Raw genomic sequence first — 21,225 nt, forward strand, 5'->3', positions numbered from 1 at the left:
TGGTGCTGCGGGCGCTCACCGGGGAAGGGCCCGAGGGGGCTGGTGGCGCGGGAGCCGGTGGCGCCTGGGCGGATCGTGCTTATGGGAGTGCGGGACCTCGATTCAGGTGAGGCCGCCTTTGTCGAGGAGCACGGGGTCCGGCATCTTCCGGTGGTGGACGGCGCGGGGCTGGTCGCGGCGATCGAGGGCTGTGGTGCTGGGACGCTCAGGGTGACGGCATTGAGGGGCGGGGAGCCTGTGGTCTACGTTCATTTGAAGCGCTCCCCACGACTAAGGTCAGGGGATTTCAGCCAGCTCGGGGCTCGCCGTAGCGTGGCCCTGAGCTGCTGTTGCTTGGCGGTTCGCCTTCCGGCCCACACGGTTGCGTGGTTTGCGCGCCCCAGCCCGCACACCCGGTCTGGGTCGTGCGTGCTCCGCCCTCCCGGCGGTGAGGATGTTCTTGGCGGCGTTCACGTCGGCGTGCTCGGTATGTCCGCACGAGGTACACCGGAAGACCGCTTGGCTCTGGCGGGACTTCCGATCCACCATCATGCACACGTTGCACGTCTGGCTGGTGTACGCCGGGTTCACGGTGATCACGCAGGTGCCCGTGTAACGGGCCTTGCTGCGGGTGGCCAACTCGATCCGGTGCCAGCCTTTGTCCAGGATGGACCGGTTCAGGCCGGACTTGCTCGCAGCCCCGTTGGCCAGGAACGCACCCTGCTGTCCGGGGTCCGGCTTGGGCGCCACGGCGGCGGTCATGTTCTTGGTCGCCAGGGCCTCGAACACGACCAGCTCGAAACTCGTGGCCAGGGTGTGGGCGGTCTTGGTGGCGAAGTCAGCGCGGCGACGCCGCACCTTCGCCAGCGCCTTGCCGAGCTTACCGGCGGCGTGCCTGCGCCGGGTAGAGCCCTTACGGGTGCGGGCCAGGCGACGCTGGAGCGTGGCGGCGTGTTCGACCTCCCGCTCGCGGGCGAACACCTGGTGGTGGAAGATGCCGTCCGAGCGGGTGACGACCTTGGCCACACCTCGGTCGATACCGACCGCGCTGCCCGCCTTGTCGTGCCGCTCCGGCGTTACCACGCCGTCTTCAACGAGGAAACTGACATACCAGTGCGTGCCGTCCCGGCTGACAGTGGCGTTCTTGACCCTGCCGCCGAGCGGGCGGGTGATGCGGAAGCGGACCCAGCCGAGCTTGGGAAGTTTCGCCCGTGCCCAGCGCCGGTTGAGCCGCTCGATGGCGATCTTGGCGCCCTCGGGGAACCGGAACGACGGCCGCGTCCTGGCCTTGGATCTCCAGCGGACCTTCCAGGTCCCGTGCCGACTACACGCCCGGTCCAGATCGAGGAGCGTCTGCTGAAGGCAGTGGCCGGGCACCTCTGTCAGCCACGGAAATTCCTGCTTGGCTTCGGCGAGCTGGCGGGCCTGCTCGTGGTAACCGATCCACGCGTCCCGACGGCGGTAGGCGCGGCGCTGCTCCAGGGCGGTGTTCCACACACTGCGGCAGACGCCGCCGATCCGCTCGGCGAACTCTGCCTGACCAGGGGCCAGGTCCAAGCGGTACTTACGTCCGGTCAGCATCCGCGATCACCGGTTCCCTGGTTCTCGACGTACCGCTTGACCACATCCAAAGGCGCCCGCCCACGGTGGCCACGAAGCAAGAGTTGATCCACAGCATCGGAAGTTTCAACATCAAGCTCGGGAACTCCTGACGCAGGACGCGGGAAGAGCGGCCTTTGGTGGCCTTGACCAGCTTGTGGATCTCGGACTGCGGGTCCGCCTCGACCAGCAGGTGAACGTGGTCGGGCATGACCTCCATCTCCATCAGACATGCCCCCCTTCTCCTCGATCACCTCGCTGATCAGCTCTTTCAGTCGTGCCTCGATCCGTCCGTCCGGCACCCGCCCGCGGTATTTGGGCACCACATCATGTGAAAGGCGCACTGGCGATGTTGCTGTTCGTGCGTAACTGTTGACGCAAGGTCACAGCCACCTGGATCAATATACGGAGTTGATCTATCTACCGCTCAAAGATTCGGACAGAAGGGCTTACCCCCATGGCTGAAGCCAGGGGTCCGCGCCCTAGATCTCCGATCGATCTCGATGCGCTAGATCCTCTGGTCTTCCGGAGTGTGGGTGTCCTACGCCGGGTGGGCTGCAGTTTGATCAGTTGCTCGCGCTCGTCGCCGCTGTTGCCGAGCGGTTCGAGGTGGCGGGGTTGGGGCTCACGGAGTACGAGCTGGCCAGGCAGGAAGATCAGGAGTTGCTCTCCGGGCTGGTCGGAGAGCTGGTGAAGGTCTGTGCTCAGCCTGGCCGTACGACGCCGCGGTAGACGGAACGGAAGTACGGCGAGGCCAGGAAGTTGGTCTTTCTGACCACGTCGCCGGTTCTGGGGGCGTGGATCATGAGGCCGTCCCGGAGGAACAGGGCCACGTGGGTCGGGTCGCCCGTGCCGCCGCCGAAGAAGAGCAGGTCGCCTGTACGTCTCGCACGGAACGGGATCCTGCGGCCCTGGCGGAACTGGGCGCCGGTGTAGTGGGCGAGGGTGATGCCGGCCTTCGACCAGGCGTAGAGGGTCAGGCCGCTGCAGTCGAAGCCTCTTGTGCCGGCGCCCCTTCCAATGCCGATGGTGGGGCCTTTCGCTGAGCCGCCGCCCCAGGAGAAGGAGACTCCCAATTGGTCCAGGGCGGCTGAGGCGGCGATCTGGCCTCTTGTGAGGGTGGTGATCCTGCGGCCGGGGGTGTGTAGGAGTGAGTCGAACCGATCGAGTCTGGTTGTGGGATTCGTGGTGCTCGCTGCTGAGGTGCGTTGAAGGGGCTCGGCTTCGGGGTTGATGGTCAGGGTTCTGGGTTGGGGTGGGGTCGCCATGGCATGGGCGGAGGTTGGGAGGGTGGTCAGGGTCTTGGGTTGGGGCCGGGTCGCCGTGGTTTGGGTGAAGGTTGGGAGGGTGGCCAGGGCCCTGCGTTGGGGCCGGGTCGCTGCGGCTTGGGCGGAGGTCGGGAGGGGGGTCAGGACTGTGATGAGCCCGCCGAAGAGGATGCCGCCGAGGGTGAGCCTGAGGAAGGTGGGGAGGGTGATCATGGTGGCCTCCTGACCGGGTGGTGGTTGTGGAGGCCAGGATTATTCGGTGGCGGGAGGTGGGGTTGGGCCGAACGCGGTTCTGTGGAAAGCGGGAGACTGGGTGGTTTGGGCTGTGGACAAGGACCGTTGAGCCGGCGCGGGGGCACGCCCGGAGGGGGCGGCGTCCGGCACGACCGGAAGCGGGCGACCGGGGTCCGGAAGGGCTGGTTGGGCGTCGGCCTGGAAGGGTGAGTTGGGGTATCGGCCGAGAGGTGGATCGGGGTGCCGGACGGAAGGCCGACGGAAGGGTGAGTTGGAGTGCCGGCCGGGAGGGAGCTGCTGGCCGGGGAGGGTTCGGACACGGGCCGGGAGGGCTGCTTGGGGCCGACCAGGAGGGGGCACCGGCCAGGGTGGGTCCGCGCCGACGGGGAGAGTGGGCGCAGGACGGAAGCGTGGGTTAGGGCGCCGGACGGAAGCGTGGGTTAGGGCGCCAGTAGGGAAGGGGCGGGGCGGAGCACCCCCGGAGGGCTGGTTGGGTGCCGACCGGGAGGGTGGGGCAGGGCACTTAGCCGGAACGGTTAGTTGGGGTGCCGGTTCGGGGGGTGGGCTGGGTGGGGGCTCGGATGGACGGCTCGGGGTGGACAGCTCGGGGTGGACGGCTCGGGGTGGGGTCAGGGCTTTTGTTCGGCTATGCGGGCGAAGGATGTGATGTCCAGTTGCTCGCCGCGGGCCGAGGGGTCCACGCCGGCCGCCCTCAGTGCCTCCTCCGCCTGGGCCGCGCTGCCCGCCCAACCCGCCAGGGCCGCGCGTAGGGTCTTTCTGCGCTGGGCGAAGGCGGCGTCCACCACCGCGAAGACCTCCTCGCGTGACGCGCTCGTCGTGGGGGGCTCGCGGCGGACCAAGGACACGAGGCCGGAATCGACGTTGGGGACGGGCCAGAAGACGGTACGGCCGACCGGGCCGGCGCGGCGTACGTCCGCGTACCAGGCGGCCTTGACCGACGGCACCCCGTACACCTTCGAGCCGGGGCCGGCGGCGAGGCGGTCGGCGACCTCCGATTGGACCATGACCAGGCCCTTGCGCAGGGACGGCAGGACCTCGAGAAGGTGGAGCACCACCGGGACGGCCACGTTGTAGGGGAGGTTGGCGACGAGGGCGGTGGGGGTGAATCCGGACAGATCGTCCGGGGTGATCTTCATGGCGTCCGCGTGCACGACCGTGAGCTTGTCGAGCCCGCCGCGGTCTGCCACCGTGAGGGGGAGCTGGCCCGCCAGCACCGGGTCGATCTCGACCGCCACCACGTGCGCGGCGGAGGGCAGGAGGGCGAGGGTGAGCGAGCCGAGGCCCGGCCCCACCTCGATGACCACGTCGTTCTCCGAAAGATCGGCCACGCGGACGATGCGCCGGACGGTCCCTGCGTCGATCACGAAGTTCTGGCCTAGCTTCTTTGTCGGACGAAGATCTAGCTTGTCCGCCAAAATACGTATTTCTGCAGGGCCCAACAGCCTCATCATCCAACCAGTCTCTCGCATCGAAGAACCATCGATGGCGCTTGGGGAGACCAAAGGAGAGGATGGCGTGGAACAGGAAGGGACGTCCCTCATGGAGCCAACGGGCGCCGCGCCGCTCCGCCCGACGGACTTGCGGGAAATCGGACCGTACCGGCTGCTGGGCCGGCTCGGCGAGGGCGGGATGGGGACCGTGTTCCTCGCGCGGGCACCGACGGGTCGATTCGTCGCGCTCAAGGTCGTCAAGGCGGAGTTCGCCAACCAGGAGGGGTTCGCGGCCAGGTTCCATGCGGAGGTCGAGAACGCTCGCCGGGTGGCGTCGTTCTGCACTGCCCAGGTGCTGGACAACGGCAACACCGGGGACGGACGTCCGTACATGGTGACCGAGTACATCGCGGGCACCCCGCTCTCGGATCAGATCGCGAAATACGGCGCTCTGGAACCCGGGCCGCTGCACGGCGTCGCGCTGGGGGTCGCGGCGGCGCTGGCGGCGATCCACGTGGCCGGGCTCGTGCACAGAGACCTGAAACCGGCGAACGTGATCCTGTCGTTGTCGGGGCCCAGGGTGATCGACTTCGGCATCGCCAGGGCGCTCGACCGGGAGACCGGGTTCACGCTCTCCGGCGAACTGCTGGGCAGCCCCGGATGGTGGGCCCCTGAGCAGGTGCGGGGCGAGGTGGTCAGCCCGGCGGCCGACATCTTCGCCTGGGGCTGCCTGGTGGCGTACGCGGGCAACGGGCGGCACCCGTTCGGCCGCGGCGACCCCATCACGCTGGCCACGCGCGTGCTGAACGCCCCGCCCGACCTGGGCGTGCTGCCCGCGCCGCTCAACGAGTTAGTACGGCGGGCCACCTCCATGGACCCCACCGCCCGCCCGTCGGCGCAGGATCTCCTGATCGCCCTGGTGGGAGGCAGTACGCCGGCGCGCCCCGCCGATCCGCCCACCTTGGTCGCGACCGAGATGCTCAACGAATGGCAGCCGCCGCAGAATGTCGTGGATGAGCCGGATATCACGGCTACTTTTACGACACCGCCGCCGAGCGATGCCACCGGTAGAAGCTCCAGTGTCCCGGCCAACCCGAGTATCCCTGGCGTCTCCAGTGTCTCGGAGGCTCCCAGCGTGACGGGGCCTCCCGGTGTGCCGGGCGGTGCTGCCGGTGCTCCCAGCGTGCCGGGATCGTTCGGGAACGCGGGCGCGCCCCCTCAACCGTCCGTCGAGGAGCTGGCGCGCAGGGAGGAAGAAGCCGCCAAGGAAGAGTTCGCGCGCTGGGAGGCGCAGGCGCGGCAGCGGGAGCAGGCTCAGGCCGAAGCCCTGGCCAAGAAGAAGGAGGAGCAGGCGCGCTCGGGCGGGCCGGACCCCCTGGTGCAGCTCCGCCAAGGCAGCCTGCCCGGCACCGACACCCGGCCGCCCGGGACCCTGGCCGGCGTCGACGAACCCGACACTCTCGGCGGCTCCCGGACGAAGGGTACCCGGTGGCTCATCGCCGCCGCGGCCGCCGTGCTGGCCATCGTCGTGACGGTGGCCGTACTGATCGTCAACTCCGCCCGCAACACGGTCACCACCGCCACCCCCGGCACCCCGTCCCAGACGGCCGGCACCGCCGGCCCGAACGACGTGGGCCGCCGCTTCGCGCTGGGCGCCAACTTCGACGACCCCGTCGCGATCGTCGCGTCGGCGCCGGAGTGCGGGCTGAAGGAGTACGAGGGCAAGACCGCGACCCAGGGCCAGCTCTGCGTGATCCGCTGGACGATGCTCAACCCCGGCGGTGAGCGCAGGCAGCTGATCCAGCCCGTCGTCACCATGGTCGACGACCGGGGCGGCGAACACGACCCGGCCGCCCTCACCCTGCCCCCGGCCATCCTGCCGGGCGCGCGGGTGGACAGCGCGTTCGTGTTCGACCTGGCCATGTACCGCAAACCCGTGAAGCTGACGGCGACCATGCTCGAGAACGGCAAGCAGATCGAGGTCGCGCTGTGATGATCCGATCCGCGCTCATCGCGCTCATGCTCGCGGCGGGGACACCGCTCATGCACTCCGGCGCGGCGGCCTGCGCCGGAGCCGCCGACTTCGACGGTGACGGCGTGGACGACGTCGCCGTGGGCGACCCGTTCGCGGACGACCAGAAGGGCTCGGTGAGCGTGCTGTCGGGCGACAAGGTCGTCCCCGTCACCGTCCCGGACCTGGCCAGGGGCGACGCCTTCGGCTGGTCCGTACGGCTGGCCAAGGTCGACGCCGACGCCTGCGCCGACCTGGTGATCGGCGCGCCGTACGCGGACGTGGACGGCACCGAGGACGCCGGCGCCGCGTACGTCGTCTACGGCGGCGGCGCCACGCCTCCCCAGCGGCTGACCGCGGCCCAGCCCCAGCGGTTCGCGCACTTCGGCTGGTCGCTGGCCGCGCGCGGCGACCTGCTGGCGATCAGCGCGCCGTACGAGGACGAGGGACGGCTCCCGGACGCGGGCGCGATCTACGTGCGCAAGGGCGCCGGCCAGCTGCGCAGGATCAGCCAGGAGTCCGACGACGTGCGGGGCAACAGCGAGGTCGGCGACCAGTTCGGCTGGTCGATGGCGTTCGGGCCGAAGAACGAGCTGGTCGTCGGCGTCCCGTACGAGAACGACGACGGCGCCGGCCGCCAGGTGGAGACCGGCAAGATCGACTCGGGGTCGGTGGTCTTCATCGACGACGTGCTGGCACCCAAGATCACGTCGTTCAAGCTGGACTCGCCGACGGACGTCTCCGGCGACAGGTTCGGCTACTCGGTGGCGTACGGCGAGGGCGCCGGGTACGCGGTGAGCTCCCCCGGCCCCGGTTACGTGCAGCTGCTCGACCCCGGCAGGAAACCGACGCGGAGGGTGACGCAGGGGGGCAAGCAGGCGTTCGGGTTCTCGATGGCGGCGTCGGCGGACGGCAGGCTGGCCATCGGCGCCCCGTACGGGGGCGGTGTCCGGGTGGTCTCCTGGAAGAACGCGGCCGAGGACCGGCGGCTGGCGACCACCGACGGGCTGTTCGGATGGTCGGTGGCGTTCAGCGGCAACAAGCTGTACGTGGGACAGCCGGACGCGCGGCCGTCCGGGAAGGTGGGGGTGGCCGGGCGGAACGCCGAGACGCTCCAGCCGATCCAGCCGCCCGAGGGCGCGGACTTCGGGGTGTCCCTATCGGGATGACCCCACCGGGTCGAAGAGGCGGTCGGCGCAGTTCGGCCACTGGGTCTGCCAGCGGCTGCCCATCTGCTGGTAGAGGACCTGCGCCCGGTACGTCTGCTCCTCCGCCGGCCACGTGCTGGGTATCCCCATCCCGCCCACGGCCTGCCACACGGGCAGGCTGAACTGGTACATCCCGTAGTACGGCCCGTCCGGGTTGTATGCCTGCGGGTCGCCCAGGGCGGCGCATTCGGCCAGGGCCTGCCAGTTGAGCCGTAGCACCTCCGGGCGGATCGGTATGGTGCGGGGTGGTGTGACCGTGATGACCGTCCCGTCCTTGGGGAAGCTGCCGAGCGGCGGGTTCACCACGTAGCCGCGGCGCAGCGGGATGCGCTTCTGCCTGAGCACCTCGCGTACCGTCCTGGCGGTGGTGCGGGAGGTGATCCGGTTCGTGCCCGCGACCACGTACACCTTGCGCCTGGTGTAGACGGTCAGCTCCATCCCCGACAGCGGCACCGCGTCGTCCGGCGGCGCGGAGAGCTTGCCGGCGGCCGGGGTGAGGTCGAGTTCGGCGAGGGCGTCGCCGACGTTCGTGGCGGTGACCAGGTGCCTGCTGGTGCGGCCGTCCAGGGTCAGGGTGATCGGGCGGGCGTGGCGTACCTCGATGGTGGATCCGTCGGTGACGTCCTCGTGGGCGGGAGGGCGTACGAGGTCGCCGTACCCCACCGAGACCCCGGCCTCGGCGAGCACGTCGTGCACGGTCCCCGCGAACGCGCGGACCTGCGACTGCCTGCCGTCGACGATCAAGACGACCTCTTTGACCAGGGACGACACCGCCACGAGCGCCCCCAGCGCCACCATGCCCGCCAGGCACACGACCGGCGTCCACGGTGAACGCCACGGGATCGGGGGACGAGGCGCGCGCCTCTTACCTCGCACGAACCACCTCCGGTAACGGTCAGTGACCGCCCGAACGTTAGCGTCGCGCCCGTCCCCGCAGCCGCGGGTTCATCAAAAGATGGTCACCACTCGCCGAAGACCATGACTCCGTTGGCACTGATCGCCTCGCACAACTGATCCGGATGGACCCCTTTGACCTCCGCCAGGCAGCGCAAAGTGAGTGGTATGAGGTAGGGGGCGTTGGGCTTGCCGCGGTGCGGGACCGGCGGCAGGTAGGGGGCGTCGGTTTCGACGAGCATGAGCTCCTGCGGTGCGGTCTGGGCGGCCTCGCGGAGGTAGGCGGCGTTCTTGTACGTCACAGGCCCGGAAAAAGACATGAAATATCCGGCTTCGACACACTTTTTAGCCATTTCGGCGTCGCCCGAGAAGCTGTGGAAGACGACCTTGTCCGGCGCGCCCTCCTCGGCCAGCACCCTCAGCACGTCTTCATGCGCGTCGCGGTCGTGGATGACCAGGGCCTTGCCGGTGCGCTTGGCGATCTCGATGTGCGCGCGGAAGCTCGCGTGCTGATCTTCCTTGCTCGCCCAGTCCCGGAAGTAGTCGAGCCCGGTCTCCCCCACCGCCCGCACCTCCGGCCGCCGCGCGAGGCTCTCGATCTCGGCCAGGACCTCCGCGGTGGCCTCGTGGGCCTCGTTGGGGTGGATGGCCACCCCGGCGTACACGCCCTCCTGCTCGGCCGCCACCTCGGCGTTCCACCTGGAGGACCTCAGGTCGTAGCCGATGGTGACCAGCCGCGTCACGCCGACCGCCCTGGAGTCCTCCAGGATGCTCCGAACGCTGGCCTCCGACGCCTGCGCGGCCTGCGCCACCGGATCGCCGGACGACGCCTGCCTGTTGCCGACCATGATGTCAAGATGGCAGTGGCTGTCGAACACCGGTGCGGAAAGCGGCTCGGGAGCGGCGGGAAGCTTGGTCACGAGTTCTAAAGTAGCGTCCATGCGGTTCGGCATCCTCGGCAGCACCACGGCCTGGCGCGCGGACGGGGGCGAGGTGCCGCTCGGCGGTCCCGCACGGCGGGCGCTGCTGGCGCTGCTGCTGCTCCGCCCCGGTGAGGTGGTCAGCCGGGATCGGCTCGTCGACGTCCTCTACGGGGATCGGGGCCGCGGTGACGCGGTGCACGCGCTGCACTCGCAGGTGTCCCGGCTGCGGCGGGACGGGGTCGCGATCGAGCTGACCGAGCTCGGCTACCGGCTGCTCGCCGCGCCCGACGACATCGACGCCCACCGTTTCCTGCGCCTCGCCGACGAGGGCCGGGACGCCTTCGAGGGCGGCGGGGACCCCGTCCGGGCCGCCGGGCTGCTGCGGGAGGCTCTGGCGCTGTGGCGGGGGGCGGCGGTCGCGGACCTGGACCCCGAGCACGGGGCCTTCCTGGAGGAGCGGCGGCTGGCCGCGCTCGAAGACCGGATCGAGGCCGACCTGCGGCGCGGCGCCCACCGGGAGGTCGTGGCGGAGCTGCGCGAGCTGATCGAGCGGCACCCGCTGCGGGAACGGCTGCGCGGCCAGCTCATGCGTGCCCTCCAGGCGGACGGGCGGCCCGCCGAGGCGCTGGTGGTGTTCGAGGACGGCCGGCGGCTGCTGGCGGACGAGCTGGGCGCGGATCCGTCGTCCGAGCTGGCCGACCTGCACGGCCGCCTGCTGCGCGGGGATGCCGATCCTGGCGCGCCGGTGCGGCGGGCGTTGCCCGCCAGGCTGACGAGCTTCGTCGGACGGGACGCCGACGTGGCGGCGGTGTCCGCGCTGCTCGGCTCCGCACGCCTGGTGACGCTGCTGGGGCCGGGCGGCGCGGGCAAGACCCGGCTGGCGGTCGAGGTCGCCCGGTCGATCGGCGAGCCACCCCAGGGCGGCAACCGGGAGCCGGCCGAGGTGGTGCTGGTCGAGCTGGCCTCAGTGCGTGCCGTCGCGTCGGGGACGAGCACGGCGGGTCCCGGTGCGGCGGGTCCCGGTGCGGCGGGGGCGGGCTCGGCGGGGGTCGGGGGCGGGGTGGAGCTGGCGCAGGTGGTGCTCGGTGTGCTCGGTGTGCGGGAGAGCGGCCTGCTGGGCGGTCGTGCCCTCGGCCCGGCGGAGCGGGCCGCGCCGGTGGACCGGCTGGTCGCGGCGCTGGCCGGGCGCCCGCTGCTGCTGGTCCTCGACAACTGCGAGCACGTCGTCCACGAAGCCGCCCAGCTCGCCGAACGCCTGCTCTCCGCCTGCCCCGCCCTCCGCGTCCTGGCCACCAGCCGCGAGCCGCTGGCCGTCACGGCCGAGCACCTCTGGCCGGTGCACCCGCTCGCCCCCGCCGACGCCGTCCGGCTCTTCACCGACCGGGCCGCCGCCGCGTGCCCGGGCTTCACTCCGGACGAATCGGTCGAGCGGATCTGCGCGGCGCTCGACGGGCTCCCGCTGGCCATCGAGCTGGCCGCCGCCCGCATGCGTACGCACGAGGCCCACGAGCTGGCCGTACGGCTGGCGGACCAGGACCGCTTCAGCCTGCTCTCACGCGGCAGCCGTACGGCCGACCCCCGGCACCGGACCCTGCGCGCGGTCGTCGCCTGGAGCTGGGAGCTGCTCACCGACCGGGAGAAGGCCATGGCCAGGCGCCTGACCGTCTTCTCCGGCGGTGCCACGGCCCGGGCCGCCGCCGAGGTGTGCGGGCTGCCGGACGCCGAGGACCTGCTGGACTCCCTGGCCGACAAATCGCTCCTCCAGGCGGGCGGCGGCCGCTATCGCATGCTGGAGACCATCCGCGCGTTCTGCGCCGAGCAGCTGGCCGGCGAGGCGCACACCGTACGGAGGGCCCACGCCGCTTACTTCCTCGACCTGGCCGAACGGTCGGACCCGCATCTGCGCGGCGCCGGGCAGCTCCACCACCTCGACCTGCTCGCCGCCGAGCACGACAACCTGCAGGCGGCGCTGCGCTGGGCGGTGGAGTCCGGGGAGGTGGCGCTCGGCATGCGGCTGCTGGCGGCCCAGTCGTCGTACCTGTGGATGCGCGGCATGCGCGCCGCCGCGACCGCCCCGGCGGTGGCGCTGCTGGAGGCGGCGGGTCCCGCGCCGGATCCGGAGCTGGGCGAGGCGTACGTGCTGTGCCTGCTGTCCGCGCTGGCCGGGAGCACCGGCAGGGACGCCTGGGAGAGCCACAAGAGCTGGGCCGAGACGATGGTCACCGCGGGTTCCGGTGCGCGGCGCTACCCGCTCGTCACGTTCCTGTGGCCGATGATCACGGCGGGTTCGATCGATCCGACGGTGGCGCTCACGGTGCTGCGGCGGGCCGCGCGGGACGGGGACCCGTGGGAGCAGGCGATAGCCCGGTTCATCTGGGCCTATCCGCAGATGACCGCCGGGGAGTTCGCCTCGGCGGAGGCCGATCTGACGGCGGCGCTCGGCCAGTTCAGGGTGCTCGGCGACCGCTGGGGCATGGCGCTGGCCCTGGACGGGCTGTCGTGGCTGGCCGGCACCTGCGGCGACGACGCCACGGCCGTGGCGCGCGTGGAGGAGGCGATCGTGCTGGCCGAGCAGCTCGGGGCCGAGGAGGACCTGCCCGACCTGTTGTGCAACCGGGGCGATCACCGTATCGGGACCGACCCGGCCGGGGCGCGGGCCGACTACGAGCGGGCCGCCGAGCTGGCGGGGCGGGCGGGCCTGCCGACGTACCTGGCCGCCGCCCTGCGCGGGCTCGGTGACGTGGCCTTCGCGGAAGGCGATCCGGCCCGGGCCCGGGAGCTGTACGAGCGGGCGCTGCGGCAGTCGGACCCCGCATGGGTCAAGTCGGCGGGGAACCAGGCCCGGCTCCACGTCGGTCTGGGCCGGGTGGCCGAGGCCGAAGGGGATCGGAAGGCGGCCAGAGAGTCCTACGAGCGGGCGGTGGCGGGCGCGGTCGAGTCGGGCGCGCTGCCCGAGACCGCCCGGGCGTTCGAGGCGCTGGCCGCGCTGGCGTTCGATGACGACGGCGCCGAGCGGGCGGCCACGCTGCTGGGGGCCGCCGTCGTCATGCGGGGGATCGAGCTGCCCCGGGAGCCCGAGGTCGCGGGGCGGGTGCGGGCGGCGCTGGGCGAGCCGGCCTACACGCGGGCGCGGCGGGCGGGGACGCGGCTCTCGCACCGGGAGGCGCTGGCGCTCGCCGGGGTGCCCGACGAGGTCGTCGACCGCTCACCGCTGAGCGCCATCGCCGCCGTCACCGATCAGCAGGGCCCCTGGTGAGAGCCCAGTGAGGGCGCGGTGAGGGTGCGGTGAGGCCGGGGCGGCAGGGTCGCGGGCATGGACATCCTGATCTCCGGCGCGAGCGTCGCCGGCCCCGCGCTCGCCCTCTGGCTCACCCGGTACGGCCACCGCGCCACCGTCGTCGAACGTGCCCCCGCCCTCCGTGACGGCGGCTACGCCGTGGACTTCCGCGGCGAGGCGCACCTGACCGTTCTGCGCAGGATGGGCATCCTGGACGCCGTCGAACGCCACCAGACCCACATGGGCGCCATGTGGAACGTCAACGAGGCCGGGAAGAAGATCGTGGCCATGCCCGCCGACCTGTTCGCGGGCGACGTCGAGATCCTCCGCGGCGACCTGGCCCGCATCCTGTACGACGCCACCGAGCCCACCACCGAGTACGTCTTCGGCGACTCCATCACGGCCGTCGACCAGGACGCGGACGGGGTGACGGTCTCCTTCGAGCGGAGCCCGGCCAGGCGCTTCGACCTCGTGGTGGGCGCGGACGGCCTGCACTCCAACGTGCGCTCCCTGGCCTTCGGTCCCGAGGAGGACTACCTGTCCTACCTGGGCCTCTACGCGGCGGTGTTCCCGATCGACAACTACCTGGGGCTCGACCACACCGGCCTCACCTACAACCCGCCGGGCAAGATGGTCGCGATCCACAGCGCCCGGGGGAACACCGAGGCCAGGGCGGTGTTCTGGTTCGGCTCGCCGCCGCTCGACCACGACCGGCACGACGTCGACCGCCAGCGGGAGCTCCTGGAGCGGGCGTACGAGGGCGTCGGCTGGGAGGTCCCGGAGCTGATGCGCAGGATGCGGCTGACCGACGACCTCTACTTCGACTCGATCAGCCAGATCCGCCTGGACTCCTGGTCACGCGGCCGGGTGGTGCTGCTCGGCGACGCCGCGTGCTGCGCCTCCCCGCTGTCCGGCATGGGCACCGGGCTGGCGGTGGTGAGCGCGTACGTGCTGGCGGGCGAGCTGGCGAGCGAACTGGCTGGGGCAGGCGGGGACCACCGGGCCGCCTTCGCCCGCTACGAGCGGGAGGTGCGGGCCTACGCCGAGGGCTGCCAGCGGTCGGCCGTGGGCGTCAGCAGGTTCATGGTGCCGGAGAACAGGTTCATGGCCTGGTTCATGAACCAGAACTACCGGCTCCTGCCGTATCTGCCGTGGAAGGGGCTGATGGCGAAGTCGGTCAGGAAGACCGCCAGCGCCATCAGCCTCAAGGACTATGGAGCCTACGAGGTCACTCGCCCAGCCGGGCCAGCTCCTCGTCCACGACCTTCGGGTCGAGCTTCTTGAACAGCGGCACGGGCGGCGCGAGCGGCGTGCCCGGCTTGATCGGCCGGTGCTCCCACCGGGCCGCTCCGTCGTACTCGCCGGTGATCACCGGGTAGGGGGTGCCGCCGTCCTCGTCGACCTCGCGGATCTCCGGCATGCCGGACCACACGCCCTCGCCGCCGAGCATGCTGAAGACCTTGTTGGACGAGCTGGGCAGGAACGGCGTGAGCATCGTCTTGGCGTCGTCGACGACCTGGAGCGCGACGTGCAGGATCGACTTCTGCCGCTCCGGGTCCTCCTTGAGCTTCCACGGCTCCTGCTCGGCCAGGTATTTGTTGGCCTCGCGGACCACGTCGAACGCCTCGTTGATCGCGTTCTTGAAGCGCGACCTGCTCAGCTCCTCGCCCACCGGCGCGAACGCCTTGCGCGAGCGCTCCAGCAGGGCCCGGTCGGCGTCGGTGAGGTCGCCCGGCTCGGGCACGGCCCCGAAGTTCTTCGCCGCCATCGAGATCGACCGGTTGACGAGGTTTCCCCAGGCCGCGACCAGCTCGCCGTTGTTGCGGTTGACGAACTCCTGCCAGGTGAAATCGGTGTCCTGGTTTTCCGGTCCGGCCACCGCGATGTAGTAGCGCAGGGCGTCGGCGTCGTAACGCGCCAGGAAATCTCTTACGTAAATTACTACTTGCCTGGAGGAGGAGAACTTCTTGCCCTCCATGGTCAGGAACTCGCTGGAGACCACCTCGGACGGCACTTCGAGCGCGCCGAGCGAGCCCGCGGTGCCGGCGCGGTCGCCGCGCCCGCTGTAGCCGAACAGCATCGCCGGCCAGATCTCGGCGTGGAAGACGATGTTGTCCTTGCCCATGAAGTAGTAGCCGCGGGCGTCGGGGTTCTGCCACCACTCGCGCCACGCGTCGGGGTCGCCGGAGCGCCTGGCCCACTCGATGGACGCCGACAGGTAGCCGATCACCGCGTCGAACCACACATAGAGCCGCTTGTTGGGCTGGTCGCGCCAGCCGTCGAGCGGGATCGGCACGCCCCAGTCGAGGTCGCGGCTGATCGCCCGCGGCTGCAGGTCGCCGAGCAGGTTGAGCGCGAACTTCAGCACGTTGGGCCGCCACTCGCCCTGCTTGGACTGCAGGTAGGAGCCGAGGACCTCGGTGAAGGCGGGCAGGTCGAGCATGAAGTGCTCGGTCTCGACGAACGTGGGCGTCTCGCCGTTGATGCGGCTCTTGGGGTTGATCAGCTGGATCGGGTCGAGCTGGTTGCCGCAGTTGTCGCACTGGTCGCCGCGCGCGCCGTCGTAGCCGCAGATGGGGCAGGTGCCCTCGATGTAGCGGTCGGGCAGCGTGCGGCCGGTCGAGGGGGAGATCGCCCCCATCGTGGTCTTGGGGAAGATATAGCCGTTGTCGTAGAGGCCCTTGAAGATCTCTTGTGTGACGGCGTAGTGGTTTTTCGTCGTGGTCCTGGTGAACAGGTCGTAGGAGAGCCCGAGGCCGGTGAGGTCCTCGGCGATGACGCGGTTGTAGCGGTCGGCCAGCTCCCTGGCGGTCACGCCTTCCTTGTCGGCCTGCACCTGGATGGGCGTGCCGTGCTCGTCGGTGCCTGACACCATCAGCACCTTGTTGCCCGCCATCCGCTGGTAGCGGCTGAAGACGTCGGACGGCACGCCGAACCCGGAGACGTGCCCGATGTGGCGGGGGCCGTTCGCGTACGGCCACGCTACGGCGGTCAAGATGTGCTGGGACATAGTCCTTAGCCTACGGGGCTCCCTGTCCGTCTCGGACCGAATCCCCCGTGTCGGCGGGGCCCGTCCGGACCCCGCCGCCGGGAACGGCTATCGCTTGGACTCCTCCAGGGAAACCGCCTCCGCGGCCTCCTCGGCGGCCTTGGCGGCCACGTCGATGGAGCTCTCGCGCGTGCGGCGGATGCCGAGGATGCTGACGAACAGCGCCGCGAAGATCGTCTGGAAGCTCATGATCAGGGCGGTCGCGGAGGGCACGACGATGCGCAGGGACTCGCGCGGGTCGAGCTCGCCGAAGCTGCGCACCTGCCAGTGGACCAGCGACATCACCAGGCCGACCAGACCGGCCAGCGCGAGCAGGCCGCCGACCACGAGCCCCTTCTCCAGGCTCACGATGTCGATCAGCCGCCGGATGCGCGGCGACTCGGGCAGGAAGCCCTCCTCGGCCGCGTAGACCTTGGTGAACACGGCGAACAGGGCCGCCTGGAAGCCGATCACGACCAGGGCGGACGACCCGACGAGGGTGTCGACGTCGAAGGCCAGCTCCCCGATCTCCACCGGGCCGAACGTCAGCGCCGTCCCGGCGACGAGGCCGATGATCATCATCAGCACGCCGGGGTAGAAGAACAGCCACTTGGGGCTGTAGAGCAGCAGGAAGCGCAGGTGGCGCCAGCCGTCGCGCCAGGAGCGCAGGTGCGGCGGGCGGGAGCGGCCGTCGGGCGAGAGCGTGGTGGGCACCTCGCGCACGTCGAGGCCCGACAGCGTGGAGCGGACCACCATCTCGGAGGCGAACTCCATGCCGCCCGTCTGCAGCTGCAACTTGAGGATCGAGTCGCGCCGGAACCCGCGCAGCCCGCAGTGGAAGTCACCGATGGCCGAGGGGAAGAACAGCCGGCCGATGAACGACAGCACCGGGTTGCCGAGGTAGCGGTGGAGCGGGGGCATGGCGCCCGGGGCGATGCCGCCCTTGAAGCGGTTTCCCATCACCAGGTCGGCGCCGTCACGCAGCTGCTCCACGAACGGCAGCAGCGCGGTGAAGTCATAGGAGTCGTCGGCGTCGCCCATGATGACGTATTTGCCGCGAGCTGCCCTGATCCCGCCCATGAGGGCGTTGCCATAGCCCTTCTCGTCGACGTGGACCACGCGGGCTCCGGCGTCGCGGGCGAGCTGTTGCGAGCCGTCCGTGCTGCCGTTGTCGGCGATCAGGACCTCGCCCTCGATGCCGTGCTCCTCCATGCACGCCAGCGCCTTGCGTACACAGACTTCCACGGTCTCCGCCTCATTGAGGCAGGGCATGACCACCGTCAGTTCCACGTGTCTACCCTTCAGTTAAGACTCTTCCAGTGAACCATCATGCCCTGTGCCCAACCGTGCTCGGGTCAAGACCCAAAAACGACTGGCATTCTTTACAGCATGGTGAGCGTCGCGGAGATTACCCCTGTGGACCACTCCGCTCCTGGCCGGGCAGCGCGTTGGCTGTCATTCTTGCGCCGGCATCGAGTGTTCGCCGCGGTTTTCGGCGTAGGCGCCGTGCTGCGGCTCATCACCATGCTCGGCTACGGCCCGGCCATGTGGTTCAACGACTCCTACGAGTACGTCTCGGTGGCGCTGCACCCGCGGCCGCACCCGATCAGGCCCGACGGCTACAGCTTCTGGCTGATGATGCTCAAGCCGTTCCACAGCTTCGCACTGGTGATCTTCACCCAGCACCTGATGGGCCTGGCCACGGCCTGCCTGATCTACGCGTTGCTGCGGATCAAGTTCCGGCTGCCGAAGTGGGGCGCCACGCTGGCGGCGGCGCCGGTGCTGCTGGACGCGTACCAGATCCAGCTCGAGCAGCTGGTGATGTCCGACAGCATGTTCACGCTGCTCGTGGTGGGCGTCATCACGCTGGTGCTGTGGAAGCGGCGGCTGTCGTGGCGGGCGGGCGCGGTCGTCGGCCTGCTGCTGGCGGTGACGTGGCTGACCCGCTCGATCGGCCTGCCGATCCTGGCGCTGGTGGTGCTCTACCTGCTGGTCAAGCGGACCGGCTGGCGCCCGGTCGTCGCCGTCATCACGGCCTGCGCGGTGCCGGTGATGGCGTACATGGGCTGGTTCGCCTCCGCGTACGGCAAGTTCGCGATGACCAACAGCGACGGTCTCATCCTCTACATGCGCACGGCCATCTTCGCCGACTGCAACAAGATGAAGATCGACAAGTACAAGGAGGTCCAGCTCCTCCTGCTGTGCATCAACGACCCGGTCAGCCAGCGCAAGGACTACGCGCAGTGGTACCTGTGGGGCCAGGGCAACGGCGACGGCACGGGCACCGGCGAGGTGCTGCACCGGTGGGGCATCAACAAGAAGTGGAGCGAGATCACCAACGACGCGGCCAGCGCGTTCGCCACGCGGGCGATCCTGTCGCAGCCCGGCGACTACCTCAAGGTGGTCACGCGTGACTTCTTCCGCTCCTTCCACTGGAGCCGGCCGATGTTCCCCGACCCGTCCACGTACGGCATGTACGAGTTCAAGCCGTACGTCGAGCCGGACGAGAGCGGCCAGCCCAAGCGGCTGCCGAGGTGGTCGTCGTACGCGGGCGGCCGCACCGACACCGACGCGTTCAGCTACGAGCAGGGCCCGCCGGAGACCCGCATCGTGCACCCGTGGGCCGACATCATGAGCGGCTACCAGAAGGTGTTCTACCTGCGCGGCATCATGCTCGGCGGCATCCTGCTGATCGGCCTGTACGGCGTCGCGGTCAGGTGGCGCAAGTTCGGCGGCCCGGTGGTGCTGCCGTGGCTCGGCGCGGTGGGGCTGCTGCTGGCCCCGGCGGCGACGGCGGAGTTCGACTACCGGTACGTGCTCCCGGCCGTCCCGCTGGCCTGCGTCGCCGCGGCGATCACGCTGCGCCGCGGCGTCACTTGGGCGCGGCGGTCACCCAAGAACGCATCAGCATCCGAGCCCACCAGTCTGCGTGTGTGATCGTCTCGGCGGTCAGCACCGGATAGAGCCACCAGAAGTTGATCAGCACGACGAGCGCGAACGCCCCCACCACCGCGGCCCCGGCCGCCCGTCGCGGCGACGGGGCGTCCTGCCTGCCCAGCGCCAGCCCCGCCACCAGCACGAGCGCCAGCACCATGAACGGCACGACGGGGATCATGTAGAACAGGTACATCGTCCGGTTGTCGGCGAGGGCGTAGTAGAACCACGGCAGCCAGCCGGCCGCGACGCCCAGCAGCACCGCCCCCGCCCGCCAGTCGCGCGTGGCCACGTACCACGCGACGAGGCCGACCAGCGCCAGCACGGCGGCGTACCACAGGGCCGGGGTGCCGACCCCGAGCACGGCCTGTGAGCACTTGTCGGCCCCGCAGGCCGACGGCGGGAGGTCCGACGGGTAGTGGAACGAGACCGGCCTGATCAGCAGCGGCCACTGCCACGGCTCCGACATGTACGGGTGGTATTCGTGCAGGTTGCTGTGGTAGCCCAGCACCTGCAGCTGGTATTGCAGCCACGACCGCACCGAGTCGACCACGAAGAACACGGGCCCGGACGAGGTGGCCTGCGCCCAGTTGCGCCCCCAGCCGCCGGAGGTGGCGAACCACCCGGTCCACGACGCCAGGAAGGTGAGCGCGGGCACGAGCGCCATGGCCGCGAACGCGCCCGGCAGGTCGTACGAGAACGCCCCCCGGTACGGCTGCCGCACCCCCAGCGCCCGCCTGGCCCCCAGGTCCCACATGAGGCTCATGACCGCGAACGCGATCAGGAAGAAGATCCCCGACCACTTCACCGCGCACGCCGCCCCCAGGCAGAGCCCGGCCGCGAGCCGCCACGGCCGCGGTCCCAGCCCTCTGACAGGCCCGCGCTCGTGCCGGTCGGCCAGCCGTTGCCGCGCCCAGTCCCGGTCGGTCACCAGGCAGGCGAACCCGGCCAGCACCCAGAACATCAGGAAGATGTCCAGCAGCGCCGTGCGCGAGAGCACCAGGTGCAGGCCGTCGAGCGAGAGCAGCAGCCCGGCCAGGCAGCCCAGCAGCGTCGACCGCGTCATCCTGCGCGCCACCCTGGCCATGACCAGGATGGACAGCGTGCCGATCAGCGCGGCGGCGAAGCGCCAGCCGAACGGGTCCATCCCGAACAGCCACTCCCCCACGCCGATCATCCACTTGCCCAGCGGCGGGTGGGCCACGAACGAGGCGCAGTCGTCGGGCTGCGGGCACTGTTTGAAGATGTCCAGGTTGCCGGTGATGAGGCGTTTGTCGGCGATCGGGTCCTTAGCGTCGCCGAGCATGGTCCGCTCGACGCCGTGCGTGATCAGCGAGTACGCGTCCTTGGCGTAGTACGTCTCGTCGAAGACGACGGCCTTGGGCTCGTCGAGCCTGATGAACCGCAGGAGGCCGCCGAACAGCGCGACCAGGATCGGCCCGGCCCAGCCCAGCGTGGGTGTCCCCGGCATCGGCGGGACCAGTCGCTGAGCGGAAACCCCCCAGTTCCTCACGATGCGCACCCTATGGCGTAGGGGATCTCCTGTGAACCAGGTCATACAGCTCGCGTTTGGGGATGCCCGCCTGCTTGGCCACCTCGGCGACGGCGAGCCTGCGCTGGACGCCCTCGGCGACCCTGCGGTCCACCTCGGCGACCAGCTCGTCCAGGTCCGGCTCGCCCTCCCCCGGCGCATATCCGGCGACCACGAGCGTGATCTCGCCCTTGACGTCCTTCGCCGCCCATTCGGCCAGCTCGCCGAGCCCGCCCCGGCGGATCTCCTCGTACGTCTTGGTCAGCTCGCGGCACACGGCGGCCTGCCGGTCGGGGCCGAACGCCTCGGCCATGGCCTCAAGGGAGCTCGCCAGCCGGCGCGGCGACTCGAAGAAGACCATCGTGCGCTCCTCGGCCGCCAGGGCGGCCAGGCGGCGGGCCCGCTCGCCGGGCTTGCGCGGCGGGAAGCCCTCGAAGCAGAACCGGTCGCTGGCCAGCCCGGACACGGCCAGCGCGGTCGTGACGGCGCTCGGCCCCGGCAGCGCGGTGACCGTGATGCCCTCGTCGATCGCCAGGCGCGTCAGGCGGTAGCCGGGGTCGGAGACGCCCGGCATGCCCGCGTCCGTGATGACCACGACCGTGCGGCCCTCTTTCAGGGTCTCCAGGAGCTCCTTGGCCCGGGCCGCCTCGTTCTGGTCGTAATAGGACACCACCCGGCCCTCGATCTCCACGCCCAGCTCGGTCGCGAGCCTGCGCAGGCGCCTGGTGTCCTCGGCGGCCACCACGTCGGCGCTCTCCAGCACCTCGCGCAGCCGCGGCGAGACGTCACCCGCCTGGCCGATGGGGGCGCCTGCCAGCACCAACCTGCCGTCTCCAGTCACCTGACCATTGTGGCAGGGCATCCCAAATAACCGTGTTTCTGCGTTTG

General features: G+C 70.6%; 15 protein-coding genes and 1 pseudogene. 6 read left to right on the forward strand and 10 right to left on the reverse strand.

Going from position 1 to position 21,225, the window contains the following annotated elements:
- Positions 1-276: 276 nt before the first annotated feature.
- Together HD596_RS07965 and tnpA are read right to left on the reverse strand one after the other, a co-directional pair.
- Positions 277-1,560 (reverse strand): RNA-guided endonuclease InsQ/TnpB family protein, encoded by a 1,284-nt coding sequence (locus HD596_RS07965; RefSeq protein ID WP_185068651.1) that lies wholly within the window; start codon positions 1,558-1,560, stop codon positions 277-279.
- Positions 1,554-1,909: pseudogene (gene tnpA, locus HD596_RS07970) on the reverse strand (IS200/IS605 family transposase). Before tnpA ends, HD596_RS07965 begins: the two are co-directional and overlap by 7 nt.
- A 239-nt stretch (positions 1,910-2,148) precedes the next feature.
- On the opposite strand from tnpA, the gene HD596_RS07975 reads away from it, so the two are divergent.
- Positions 2,149-2,310, forward strand: coding sequence for a hypothetical protein (locus HD596_RS07975; RefSeq protein WP_185068652.1), 162 nt, complete (start codon positions 2,149-2,151; stop codon positions 2,308-2,310).
- On the opposite strand, the gene HD596_RS07980 is transcribed toward HD596_RS07975, so the two are convergent.
- Both HD596_RS07980 and rsmA read right to left on the reverse strand, forming a co-directional pair.
- Positions 2,283-2,654 (reverse strand): NlpC/P60 family protein, encoded by a 372-nt coding sequence (locus HD596_RS07980; protein WP_185068653.1) that lies wholly within the window; start codon positions 2,652-2,654, stop codon positions 2,283-2,285. The two genes, HD596_RS07975 and HD596_RS07980, sit on opposite strands and share 28 nt — an antisense overlap.
- A gap of 1,055 nt (positions 2,655-3,709) precedes the next feature.
- A complete protein-coding gene (rsmA, locus tag HD596_RS07985; protein WP_185068654.1) occupies positions 3,710-4,570 on the reverse strand; it encodes a 16S rRNA (adenine(1518)-N(6)/adenine(1519)-N(6))-dimethyltransferase RsmA in 861 nt (286 codons plus the stop codon).
- Between the two features lie 46 nt (positions 4,571-4,616).
- Between rsmA and HD596_RS61425 the strand changes: the two genes are divergently transcribed.
- Together HD596_RS61425 and HD596_RS07995 are read left to right on the forward strand one after the other, a co-directional pair.
- Positions 4,617-6,524, forward strand: a complete 1,908-nt coding sequence (locus tag HD596_RS61425) for a serine/threonine protein kinase (RefSeq protein ID WP_313043198.1) — start codon at positions 4,617-4,619, stop codon at positions 6,522-6,524.
- Positions 6,524-7,711, forward strand: a complete 1,188-nt coding sequence (locus HD596_RS07995) for an FG-GAP repeat protein (protein ID WP_185068655.1) — start codon at positions 6,524-6,526, stop codon at positions 7,709-7,711. Before HD596_RS61425 ends, HD596_RS07995 begins: the two co-directional genes overlap by 1 nt.
- Here HD596_RS07995 and HD596_RS63595 read toward each other — a convergent pair.
- On the reverse strand, positions 7,700-8,626 hold the full coding sequence (locus tag HD596_RS63595; RefSeq protein WP_185068656.1) for a resuscitation-promoting factor: 927 nt from the start codon (positions 8,624-8,626) through the stop codon (positions 7,700-7,702). The genes HD596_RS07995 and HD596_RS63595 overlap by 12 nt on opposite strands.
- An 83-nt stretch (positions 8,627-8,709) precedes the next feature.
- Positions 8,710-9,564, reverse strand: coding sequence for a TatD family hydrolase (locus HD596_RS08005; RefSeq protein WP_376775825.1), 855 nt, complete (start codon positions 9,562-9,564; stop codon positions 8,710-8,712).
- A gap of 19 nt (positions 9,565-9,583) precedes the next feature.
- Between HD596_RS08005 and HD596_RS08010 the strand changes: the two genes are divergently transcribed.
- Positions 9,584-12,823, forward strand: coding sequence for an AfsR/SARP family transcriptional regulator (locus HD596_RS08010; protein ID WP_185068658.1), 3,240 nt, complete (start codon positions 9,584-9,586; stop codon positions 12,821-12,823).
- Positions 12,824-12,880: 57 nt separating this feature from the next.
- A complete protein-coding gene (locus HD596_RS08015; protein ID WP_185068659.1) occupies positions 12,881-14,128 on the forward strand; it encodes an FAD-dependent monooxygenase in 1,248 nt (415 codons plus the stop codon).
- Here HD596_RS08015 and metG read toward each other — a convergent pair.
- Both metG and HD596_RS08025 read right to left on the reverse strand, forming a co-directional pair.
- Positions 14,073-15,854 carry a methionine--tRNA ligase gene (gene metG / locus HD596_RS08020; RefSeq protein ID WP_185068660.1) on the reverse strand — a complete coding sequence of 594 codons (1,782 nt, stop codon included), beginning with the start codon at positions 15,852-15,854 and terminating at the stop codon, positions 14,073-14,075. The genes HD596_RS08015 and metG overlap by 56 nt on opposite strands.
- Before the next feature lie 87 nt (positions 15,855-15,941).
- Positions 15,942-17,162, reverse strand: a complete 1,221-nt coding sequence (locus HD596_RS08025; protein WP_185068661.1) for a glycosyltransferase family 2 protein — start codon at positions 17,160-17,162, stop codon at positions 15,942-15,944.
- 171 nt (positions 17,163-17,333) lie between these two features.
- Between HD596_RS08025 and HD596_RS08030 the strand changes: the two genes are divergently transcribed.
- Complete coding sequence (locus tag HD596_RS08030) at positions 17,334-18,809, forward strand: hypothetical protein (RefSeq protein WP_246554206.1); 1,476 nt, start codon at positions 17,334-17,336, stop codon at positions 18,807-18,809.
- On the opposite strand, the gene HD596_RS08035 is transcribed toward HD596_RS08030, so the two are convergent.
- Both HD596_RS08035 and rsmI read right to left on the reverse strand, forming a co-directional pair.
- The gene (locus HD596_RS08035) at positions 18,745-20,319 is read right to left on the reverse strand and encodes a dolichyl-phosphate-mannose--protein mannosyltransferase (RefSeq protein WP_313043205.1); all 1,575 of its coding nucleotides are present in this window, start codon (positions 20,317-20,319) and stop codon (positions 18,745-18,747) included. The genes HD596_RS08030 and HD596_RS08035 overlap by 65 nt on opposite strands.
- Positions 20,320-20,329: 10 nt before the next feature.
- On the reverse strand, positions 20,330-21,199 hold the full coding sequence (rsmI, locus tag HD596_RS08040; protein WP_185068663.1) for a 16S rRNA (cytidine(1402)-2'-O)-methyltransferase: 870 nt from the start codon (positions 21,197-21,199) through the stop codon (positions 20,330-20,332).
- Between the last annotated feature and the right edge of the window lie 26 nt (positions 21,200-21,225).

It is taken from the genome of Nonomuraea jabiensis (assembly GCF_014204795.1).
Lineage (GTDB): Bacteria > Actinomycetota > Actinomycetes > Streptosporangiales > Streptosporangiaceae > Nonomuraea > Nonomuraea jabiensis.

Coding starts and splice junctions, on each gene's coding strand:
- rsmI (WP_185068663.1), bottom strand. CDS start 21,199: ATGCCCTGCCACAATGGTCAGGTGACTGGAGACGGCAGGTTGGTGCTG.
- HD596_RS08015 (WP_185068659.1), top strand. CDS start 12,881: ATGGACATCCTGATCTCCGGCGCGAGCGTCGCCGGCCCCGCGCTCGCC.
- HD596_RS07995 (WP_185068655.1), top strand. CDS start 6,524: ATGATCCGATCCGCGCTCATCGCGCTCATGCTCGCGGCGGGGACACCG.
- metG (WP_185068660.1), bottom strand. CDS start 15,854: ATGTCCCAGCACATCTTGACCGCCGTAGCGTGGCCGTACGCGAACGGC.
- rsmA (WP_185068654.1), bottom strand. CDS start 4,570: ATGCGAGAGACTGGTTGGATGATGAGGCTGTTGGGCCCTGCAGAAATA.
- HD596_RS07965 (WP_185068651.1), bottom strand. CDS start 1,560: ATGCTGACCGGACGTAAGTACCGCTTGGACCTGGCCCCTGGTCAGGCA.
- HD596_RS08010 (WP_185068658.1), top strand. CDS start 9,584: ATGCGGTTCGGCATCCTCGGCAGCACCACGGCCTGGCGCGCGGACGGG.